Genomic DNA, 9,320 nt, shown 5'->3' with positions numbered 1-9,320 from the left:
GATACGCACGCAAGACATTGCTTCGGCACCGCGATCACATCTGGATGCTCGGTGGCGAAATGATCCGACGACGCCATGAAGATCCCGATCTCCTTACCCTCCCTGTGGCAACCCTCCTGGACAAGCTCATCGAGGAAGACGGCGGCCCTCTCATCTGGCCAGTTATCTCCGAGTCCGCACAAAATTCCTTTGATGCAACCTGTCGCAAGCTCTATCAGTACCTGAATCGGGCTTCACTCGGCTAGCNGCACATCCGCTTTCACCCACAGATTCCGCCGACGAGCCTTTTTTTGTTTGTAGGAACCCACGACCCAGGAGCCGAGCATGCTGTCTGCCATCGACCAGAATTCCGAAATTCGTACTGCGATTGCGGCCATGCTCGCCCGCCGGCGGTCCGACTATGTCGGCCGGCCCAGTGCGTGGCTCAGTTTGTGTGAGGCCGCCCATGTGGCCTGTCTAGCGGAGCCCGCCCAAGCGGTGTTCCTTTCCCAAGTAACGACCCAGCGCGGGGCCGACATAGCCCTGCGTCTTCGGGAGCATGCTGCGTCCATCCGCGTCGCCGTCGTTCAAGTCCTTGAACGCAGGAGAAGCGCACCATGCAACGAGCCATTAGCTACACCAACTTCGGGCATCCCCGCAGTCTCATAGAAGAACGGCCCGCGCGGCCGCCCATCATTGGCAGGATCCGTCCGGGTATCAAAATCCTCACCAAGGCCGCCAAGGCCAACCCGGAGGCGGTCAAGATCCACGACGCCATGCTTGCACTCGGCGAGTCGTTCGAGGCGATCGGCAACGAGATCGAGCGCAAGACCAAACTGCGCAACGCGCTGGTACCCAAGAACACCGGCTGGTTCACCTGCCGTGGTTCGGACTTCACTAACCCGGCCACCGCCGACGAAATCCTCCAGAAGTACGGTGAGAATCGCGGCGATGGCCTGAAGCTGTGGCGCTTCCCGGTTGTCTTCGCCTTCGACGACTGGATGGCGAACCTGCCAAACCAGTTGAAGGCGTGGAGCGCTCGGGGCCTGCAGTACTTCTCGGAGTACGGCGCCGACGGCAAGCGGTACTGCAAGATGTATGCGGCACCGGAAGTCGATCAGCGTGCGCAGCGTGCCAAGCGCCTGTTCGGCGGGCGCACCATCATTCTTCGCCAAGACGACGCCATTCCCGATGGCGTCTGCGACCCGCATCACTGCCCGCAGTACCAGGAGCGCAAGTGCAACCTGAGCGCGAATTTCATATTTGCGATCGTCGATATTAGGGGTCTCGGCCTGATCGAACTGCCGACTAACTCCATCTACGTATTGCAGAAGGCGTATGCCGCCATGCAGACGGTGGCATTGGCGCGGGGCGGCCGTCTGGCTGGCCTGCAGTTCTGGATTTCGAAGGAGGCGGTCGAGATTACCCGCATCGGTGAGGATGGCGTGCCCATGCGGCAGGAACAGATGCTCACGATGCTAGACGCGGATATCGACATGGGCGCGCTGCTGGATGGCGCGGACCAGATGGCCCCGGCGCTCGACGTTGCAAGCCAGGCGGTCGCGTTGCTCGAAGGCACAAACGCCACAATGCCCGCAACATCTGCGCCGCCTGCGTCGTCGCTCGCTGATATCGCCACGATGCCATTGGCATCTGAAATAGCATCGACTGTTGCGCAGGTGTCGACAGCTGAACCGATACCCTTCGAAGTCGATCCCGACGACCGTGAAAGCGTGCTCGCCGACCTGGCCGCTCGTCTTGCCATGGCGAAGGGGCAGGACAAGATGGACCTGCTGATCTTTGCGCGGATCGAATATGGTCAGGGCTGGACCAGACGGCCCAAGGACGTCGACAGCATGATCGGCCGGATGAAAGTCGCGCTGGCGGATCCGATGACCTTCCGCGAGCAGGTACGAGCCCGCGTGCGTGAGGCCTCGGCTTCTGTCTGACGGCTTAGCAAGGTGAACGACGCGCAATGCGCCGTTCACCTTGGCGTTCCCTCAATTCCTTTCACCCATGGCTCAACCGAGCCGCAATCATCCCTTCCGCGCGCCGTCTCTGGCGCACGCCTCATTGGAGAATCACATCATGCTCAATACAGCTGAGAGCCTGCTGCTGGCTCACTTTTCTGATTTGCACTACTCGACCGAGCATCTGGCCGAAGCGGATCGCTGCTTCGGCTTTGCCGTCAAGCATGCGATCGCCGCAGGCAGCCGGGTAGGCATCGTTTCGGGCGACTCGACCGATCATCGCCTGGACGCCCATACCCCGGCGCTGCGTGTCCTGGCCGAGCGCATCCGCCAGCTTTCCGAGCACATGCTCGTGATGATGCTTCAAGGAACATTCAGCCATGAGCCTCCAGGTACGCTGGATCTGTTCCGGCTCGTTGGCAGTCGCTTTCCGGTCTACATTGCTGACCGCATCCACCAGGTGGCGCTGCGCGACGGCGTGTTCGTCGCATCTGCGGGCGCGCTGTTCACGCCAGTCGATATCGAGGCGCTGCTTGCTGACGGGCCGCCGGAGGTGATCTTCACCTGCGTGCCCACCGTCAACAAGGCCATGCTCGCCGCGACAGTGGGGGCAACGGAGGCTGCGACCGCAGTCGGCGGCCATCTTGCCGTCTACCTGCATGCAGCCGGTACGGTGAATCGGACGTTGCGCGCACGCGGCATCCGTACGGTGGGAATTTCGCATGGCACCGTCAACGGCTGCCAGACTGAGCATGGCGTGCCGATGGCCGGATTTGATCACGAGTTCACCATCGGGGCTCTCTTCGACGCGCACTGCGACGGGTTCATGCTCGGCCATATCCACCGCGCCCAGCAATGGGACCGCGAGGGGCGGTTGGTAGCGTATCCAGGCTCGATCGGACGCTTCCACTACGGCGAGATCGGCGACAAGACCTACCTGCAATGGCGCGTCGTGCCGGGAGCTGCTGAAACGACTCCGGTTGTGACGCCCGCCCGGGAGACGCTGTGCATCGAATTCAACGGCCCGCCCGACATGGACGAGCTGTCCCGTGTCGCCGCGAGCGCAACCGACAAGTTCGTGCGCATCCGTTGGGTGGTGGACGAGGAGCACCGTCAGGTGGTCGATCGCAATGCCATCGGCGCCTTGTTTGGCAAGGCGGCCGAGGTGAAACTGGAAGGCCGGGTCCTGCCTGCAGTGCGCAGCCGCGCCGAAGGCATTAGTCGCGCCGCCAGCCTGTCGGCGAAGATCGCGCGATGGGGCGAGCTGACGCAAGTCGACACCAACCCATTGCTGGATCGTCTGTCGATGCTGGAGCACACCGAGCCCCAGGCCATCGCGGACCTGGTGCTGCAGCAACTGGATCGCGTCGAGGGGCCTGTCGTCAGGGCGCAAACCGCGCCGTCGATGGCACCGGAACCCGCGGTGGCCGCCATGCCGCTACCGTTTGAGGCTCCAATGCCTGTTGTCGTGAGGCCGAGCACACCGCAACCGGCGATGGACTGGCTCACCGACGACCTGTTTGCGGAAGCTGCCGCCTAACCCTTGAACCTGGCAAAAAGCCATGTTCCGAGAGCCCCTTCGGGGGCTGTCGAAACAAGGTTTTACCCGCGTCCTTCGGGCGCATCGACCGTTGTTTGATCCCTTTGACCCCTGACGGGTGCTTCCCGTCCGGGATGCACTCCGTCCCCCTTGGAGTGCACGATGGTACTTTACCCTGCTGGCCCGGACTGGGCCCATACGTTTCAAACCGACTTGGCGGCGTCCGCACTGGCCACCCGCTTGGCGGACGCGCACGGCTTCACCCGCAGCACCCTGTTTCAGCCGTTTGGCGCTGGGCGCGGCACGGTGGTGGCGCAGCGCGATCATCTGTTGGTCCTCGCGGTGCACGCCGCCGATGGCCAGCACTGGTATGAGGTCACCCCATCGCTGGAGATGCAGAATCTGCTCTGGTCGTTCTCCCACGGCTATGCTAGCCAGTGGAGCGCGCTGGAACTCAAGGCGCTGTGCGGCTGCACCGTGTGGCCGGACGTGATTGCGCTCGCCCGGCAGCAGTTCGCCGCCGCCGTGCGCTCCCTGGAGCGTGCGCTGGCCGGGCTGCCCGAGCGGGACGCGCCGACAGGTGTCCCTGACATGCCGCCCTATGAGGGCGATGTGATGGAGTTGCCCGGCGACTACCTGGTGTCGATGTCTGGCATGGAGGTATCCGAATGCGCCCACTGAAGCTGACCCTTGCGGGGTTTCATGGCGTGCTCGATGGTATGCGCCGTGACAGCGTGACGCTGGACCTCACCGGTCTGCCACCCGGCCTGATCGCACTGGTCGGCCCCAACGGGGCCGGGAAGACGACATTGATGGACAACCTCCATCCGTATCCGATCATGCCCAGCCACGCCTCGAAAATGTCCGCGGACGCCTTCTCCTACTGGGACCACCTCTGTGGCACCCGTGGCGAGAAGGATCTTGAATGGGAACACGCCGGCAAGCACTACCGGTCGGCGTTCGCGTTCCGCAACCCGGGCAAGAGCCGCAAGGCTGAGTATTACCTGTTCGAGAAGGGTGCCAACGGTGACTGGGTACCGTTGCAGCTACCCGACGGCACGCTGTCGGATGGCAAGGCCGATACCTACAACCGCTGCATTGAGGCGGTATTGGGATCGCCGGAAGCATTCTTCACCAGTGTGTTTTCGGCCCAGAACCGACGCCCGATCGCCAGCTACCAAGCCAGCGAGATCAAGACGCTGCTCGCCGAGTTGCTGGGCATCGACCACCTGCGCGACCTGTCGGCGAAAGCCGCCGAGGTGTCTAAAGGGTTGGTGAGGCATCTGGACGCTTTGCAGCGCGAACTGGTCGGCCTGTCGACCCAGCACGAGCGGGCCGCCCAGTTAGGCCGGGAGATCGGTCTGACCGACGAGGCCTTGGCCGCGGCGCGGCGTGAGCGGGATGCGCAGACTGCCGACGGCGCGAAGCTCCTCCAGGAGCGCGCGACGCTGGCGGCCAAGCAAACAGCAAGCGCGGCGATCGAGGCGCGTCTGCGCGAACTCAGGCAACGGGAAACCGAACTGGGCGCGCGCCGGCGGCAGTTGGAAGTGGATCCGCGGGATCTGGCCACCCGCACCGCGACGCGGCGCCGTGAGCTGGAACAGCTGATCGCCAGCCGCAGGCTGGTGCTGGCCGAAGGGCCGGCCATTCTCGGGGCCGCCGAGCAACGTGATGCGCTGCAGATGGCCATTGGCCAGAAGCAGGGCGAGTTTGCCACGCAACAGTTGGCCGTCAGCCGGCTGGAAGCGCAGCATACGCAGCACGCGGCGCTTTCCACCGAGTTCCAAGGACTGGAAGCCCGCGGCAAGTCAGCGGCGCAGTTTGCCACCTCGCTAAAGGGCCAAGCCGACGTGATCGAAACGGTGCCATGCCGGGCAGATCCGATGCACGCCACATGTCCGCTACTCGCGCAAGCGCGTGACGCCAAGGTGAAGCTGGGCGAGCAGGTCATCCTTGTGCAGGACCTGCGAGCAAGCTACCAGGCGAAGCTGCAGGCGATGAAGCCGATGGCGGAAGCCGTGGCCCTCCTGGCTGCCCAGCGTAACGCGCTAGTTGACATGCAGTCGGCCCTGGCCCGCGATCAGCAGGAATTGCAACGGCTGACAGCCCTCGCGGCAAAGAAGCCGATGCTGGACGTGGCGCAGGAAGGGCTGGCGCAAGCCGAGCGCGATCTTGCCGCCCTGACCGACGAGGACGCTGCCAGCACGGCTCGCCACAATCGAGACCTTGCCGAAGCCGCCTTGCAGTTGTCGGTCGTGCAGCGTGAGCTGTCCGGGCTGGCGACGGAAGACGTCACCGGTCTGCTGGCCGCCATGGACGTTCGCCTACGCCAGACCCGGGAGGCAGTGGTAGCGCTGGATGCGCGGATCGAAGCATTGATTCGTCAGCAAACCAGCCTGGCCACCGAGTGCGAGCGCGTCGAGGCGGTGCTGTCCGGCCTGCCTGCAGTACAGGGCAGGGCTGACCGGTTCTCCGACGAGATCGCGCAATGGAAGTTGCTGGCGAAGGCGTTGGGCAATGACGGCGTCATCGCGTTGTCCATCGATGACGCCGGTCCGGCGCTCACGCGCATCGTCAACGACCTGCTGCTCGCCTGCTACGGGCCGCGATTCACCATCGCAATCCAGACACAGACGACGCTGGTCAATGGCGATAAGCGCGAGGGGTTTGAGATCGACGTGCACGACGCCGAGAGTGACAGCGCGAAGAATTTCGCTGTTATGTCGGGTGGACAGAAGATCTGGATCAACGAGTGCCTGACCCGTGGCATTGCGCTCTACCGGGCGCAGGACTCCGGGCGGTCGTTCCAGACGCTGTTCACTGACGAGGCCGACGGGCCTCTCGATCCCGAGCGTAAGCGCGCGTTCATGCGCATGAAGCGTGAGGTGCTGCGTCAGGGCGGGTATGAGCGGGAGTTCTTCATCTCGCATACGCCCGACCTGGTCGATGAAGCCGATGGCGTCATTGACGTGGCTGCGCTGGCTGTCGCGGCGTAGTTGTCGGCGCTTCCTTTTCAAGGTACGGCCTGTCCCGCAGGGGGCTGGCCGATTTTCTTCCTGTGACACCAAATTTCAACCATGTCAAAGAAGATCATGATTTCGGCGGAACACGCCGCCAAGCTGCTGCCTCGCGGCAAGAAGGTGCACACATTCTTCAAAATATTCGGGTGGATGGGCGCCGATGTAGACCGGACCAAGGTGCTGGCGGCTTTCGAGTTGGCCAAGCAGGTTGAAGTCTCGCACGATGCTGCGTGCTTCGGCCATCAGCTGGCCGTGAAACTTGATGGCATGCGAACCTACATCGATAGCAACCAGAAGGCCCTGCGCAAGCTGGTGCCGCAAGCGGCTGCCACCTGATTAGCTATGAAGCTCATTGTCGACATCGATATTGGTGGCCCCGCGTTTCAGGGGACCACCGGTCCGGCCGAAGCGGCGCGGCACTTGCGCCAGTTGGCCAACGAGATCGAACGGAAGGCGGTTGATTTTTCGGGCTGTCGCGATGGTCAACGCCTGGCCGGCACGGAAGACGGCGTTGTGACCGCTTTTCTCGCCGATCTGTAGCACTTCCATCAATCTACAACCCATAGGAGTTCAGCCCCAAAGATGTCACATGCAAACCATTTATCTCTTTCCGCAGGGTGCTCTCGATCCAATCGAGGACAATGACTTCGACGCGTTGCGACCGGTGGTGGTGCCCTTCGAGGACCTGCCGGAGGCCAGCCAGGTAGCGTGGCAGCAAGCTGCTACACTTCAGCGCTCGCTCTTCTGACAGCCCATGCAAAAAAGCCCCGAAATCTCAAGATTTCGGGGCTTTTTCTTTTTGCGTGCGCCGTGCGATTAGATGGCAGCGTCCTTCAGCTTCTTGAGGGGGCGAGCCTTCATCTTCACGCTGGCCGGCTTCGCGGCGAACCATTGCTCCTGGCCGGTGAAGGGGTTCTTGCCGAAGCGCTTCTTGGTGGCCGGCACCTGGATGGCCGACACCTTGAACAGGCCCGGCAGGGTGAACTCGCCGGCGCCCTTCTTGTGGACCGCGCTCAGCACGGTATTCTCCAGGTGAGCCAGCACGGTCTGAACGGTCTTCTTGTCCAGTTCGGTCTGGGCAACCAGGTGTGCCAGCAGGCTGGACTTGTTGAAGGTGTCCTTCAGCGGCTTGGCGACCGGGGCGGGAGCGGCAGCCTTTTTGGCGGGAGCGGCTTTCTTGGCAGGAGCGGCCGTCTTGGCAGGGGCAGCCTTCTTAGCTGCGGTCTTCGTTGCAGTCTTTGCTACAGGTTTCGTTTTCGTGGCCATAGTCGTGTCTGATTAGTAAAGTGCGCGCCTGACAGCGATATTTGGTGTGGCGCACGGCCGAAGAATAGCAAAAGCGCCCACGTATGCAAGCGGGAATCGAGATATCCATAATCTTCCGCTTCGCTAGTCTTGGCGCGCGCGCCCTGCGCTTTCTTGAAGCGCTTGGTCCGCCGGCATTAGGGTCGCGGCGATTCGGTCGCAGGTGCGATTGCTGGCCAGCCCCAACATGTGGCGAACCTCATCGCGAGAGTGACCGGCCAGTAGGTAGCGCCGGCAGAAAGTATTGCGCAACGTGCGCGGGCTCATTTCAACGTCCTTGGCACCGATCGCGTTGAGGATCTCGGACACGATACGCCCCAAGCTCATGTCGGTGATTGGTCGACCATCCGGGGTGAGCGTGAAAAGCAATTCGCCCTTGATTGGGAGGGCCGCGCGCCGGGTGCTCCAGACCTGCAGTGTCGGTATCGCGAAGCTAGCCAGGTGCACCGTGCGGGCGTCTCGTGGTCCATGCGCCTGCACGAGGAGGTAGGGCGGGGTCGCGTCCGACCACAGATCCGCGCAACGGGCCGCGCGCGCTTCCCCCGCTGTAATGCCCGTACCCAGGAATGCCGCAACGATTGCCATGCTGCGCAAACTGGCTAGATCGCCAGCAGGCGATTTGAGATACGCCTGCAGCCGCGCATCCTCAGCTTCGGTCAGGAACTGAGGCGTTGGCTCCTGGTCTGGCCAGCGTTCGGCTGAGAGCAGGGCAGCGGCCGGGTTGTCGTGCCGTATGCCGGTGAAGACGAGATGGCGGCACAGCCGGTCCAGCAGCTTGACATACCGCATGCGGGTGGCCTGCGAGTACGTGCGGCCATCGGGCGACTGCCAGAACGCGTCGACGTCGGCCGCGCCAAATGAGGTGATGGTCGTGCCTCGCGCCAGCAGGTGCCGACGAAAATGCTCGAACATCGCCTGATGCTGGACGATCGAGCGCGCCGAGAAAGGTCGGCGATCAGCGCCGGCCGCTTCACGAGCCTGCCAATCCCGGTATGCCAGGGTTGGGTTGCTGAACCAGAGGGAGTCCAATTGCGTCATGCCCACTGTTATATACTGAAATTGTCCCATCCCGCACCCCTGCCACCGCTACGCGGCGGATATCGCTTGCAGGTGAGGGGGTCAGAACCGCGGCTGTCCGTAACGGTTGCGGCGCGCGGCGAGTCTGGCGCGGGTGCAGGCGTAGCGAGGGTAGGCGGCGTCCAGCATGTCCGCGATCCGCTCCAGGCGGTCCTCCTGCGCGAAGCAGCACGCTAGTGCAATGTTCCATTCTGTTTGGAACTTAAGCGGCGGTTGGCACGAATGACCTTCTGTAGGATGTCGCGAGCGCTCTTGGTCCAGATGAACGGCTTGGGGTTGGTGTTGTGGTGAGCGATGTACTCGTTGATGGCGTCGACCAGTTCCGGCACGCTGGTGAATACGCCGCGGCGAAGTCGCTCGGTTGTGATGTCACGAAAGAACCGCTCGACCATGTTCAGCCATGATGCGGAGGTGGGCGTGAAGTGCATG

At 63.0% G+C, this 9,320-nt stretch carries 9 protein-coding genes and 2 pseudogenes; 8 read left to right on the top strand and 3 right to left on the bottom strand.

Going from position 1 to position 9,320, the window contains the following annotated elements; all coding sequences use genetic code 11:
• From A3A5_RS44465 to A3A5_RS43040, 8 genes and pseudogenes are all read left to right on the top strand, one after another.
• Nucleotides 1-245 (top strand): annotated as a pseudogene (locus tag A3A5_RS44465) (hypothetical protein); the annotation flags it as partial.
• A 351-nt stretch (nt 246-596) separates the two neighbouring features.
• Entirely contained in the window at nt 597-1,928 is a 1,332-nt protein-coding gene (locus A3A5_RS0106900; protein WP_018309877.1) for a hypothetical protein, read from the top strand.
• Nucleotides 1,929-2,067: 139 nt separating this feature from the next.
• On the top strand, nt 2,068-3,489 hold the full coding sequence (locus A3A5_RS0106895; protein ID WP_018309876.1) for a DNA repair exonuclease: 1,422 nt from the start codon (nt 2,068-2,070) through the stop codon (nt 3,487-3,489).
• A gap of 162 nt (nt 3,490-3,651) precedes the next feature.
• Nucleotides 3,652-4,170: a hypothetical protein gene (locus A3A5_RS0106890; protein ID WP_026200535.1), complete on the top strand. Its 519-nt coding sequence runs from the start codon at nt 3,652-3,654 to the stop codon at nt 4,168-4,170.
• Entirely contained in the window at nt 4,158-6,485 is a 2,328-nt protein-coding gene (locus tag A3A5_RS0106885; protein WP_018309874.1) for a nuclease SbcCD subunit C, read from the top strand. Before A3A5_RS0106890 ends, A3A5_RS0106885 begins: the two co-directional genes overlap by 13 nt.
• 81 nt (nt 6,486-6,566) lie before the next feature.
• Complete coding sequence (locus A3A5_RS0106880) at nt 6,567-6,845, top strand: hypothetical protein (protein ID WP_018309873.1); 279 nt, start codon at nt 6,567-6,569, stop codon at nt 6,843-6,845.
• Nucleotides 6,846-6,851: 6 nt separating this feature from the next.
• Nucleotides 6,852-7,049 (top strand): hypothetical protein, encoded by a 198-nt coding sequence (locus tag A3A5_RS0106875; protein WP_018309872.1) that lies wholly within the window; start codon nt 6,852-6,854, stop codon nt 7,047-7,049.
• A gap of 49 nt (nt 7,050-7,098) precedes the next feature.
• Nucleotides 7,099-7,257, top strand: a complete 159-nt coding sequence (locus A3A5_RS43040) for a hypothetical protein (protein WP_018309871.1) — start codon at nt 7,099-7,101, stop codon at nt 7,255-7,257.
• A gap of 68 nt (nt 7,258-7,325) precedes the next feature.
• On the opposite strand, the gene A3A5_RS0106865 is transcribed toward A3A5_RS43040, so the two are convergent.
• The 3 genes and pseudogenes from A3A5_RS0106865 to A3A5_RS0106855 all read right to left on the bottom strand — a co-directional run.
• Entirely contained in the window at nt 7,326-7,775 is a 450-nt protein-coding gene (locus tag A3A5_RS0106865) for an HU family DNA-binding protein (protein ID WP_018309870.1), read from the bottom strand.
• 123 nt (nt 7,776-7,898) lie between these two features.
• A complete protein-coding gene (locus A3A5_RS0106860) occupies nt 7,899-8,882 on the bottom strand; it encodes a tyrosine-type recombinase/integrase (protein WP_018309869.1) in 984 nt (327 codons plus the stop codon).
• A 182-nt stretch (nt 8,883-9,064) separates the two neighbouring features.
• Nucleotides 9,065-9,320 (bottom strand): annotated as a pseudogene (locus A3A5_RS0106855) (IS630 family transposase); the annotation flags it as partial.

Source organism: Cupriavidus sp. UYPR2.512, from assembly GCF_000379565.1.
Classification (GTDB): Bacteria; Pseudomonadota; Gammaproteobacteria; order Burkholderiales; family Burkholderiaceae; genus Cupriavidus.
The sequence above is the reverse complement of the archived record's forward strand: the minus strand, read 5'-3'. Positions and strand labels throughout refer to the sequence as shown.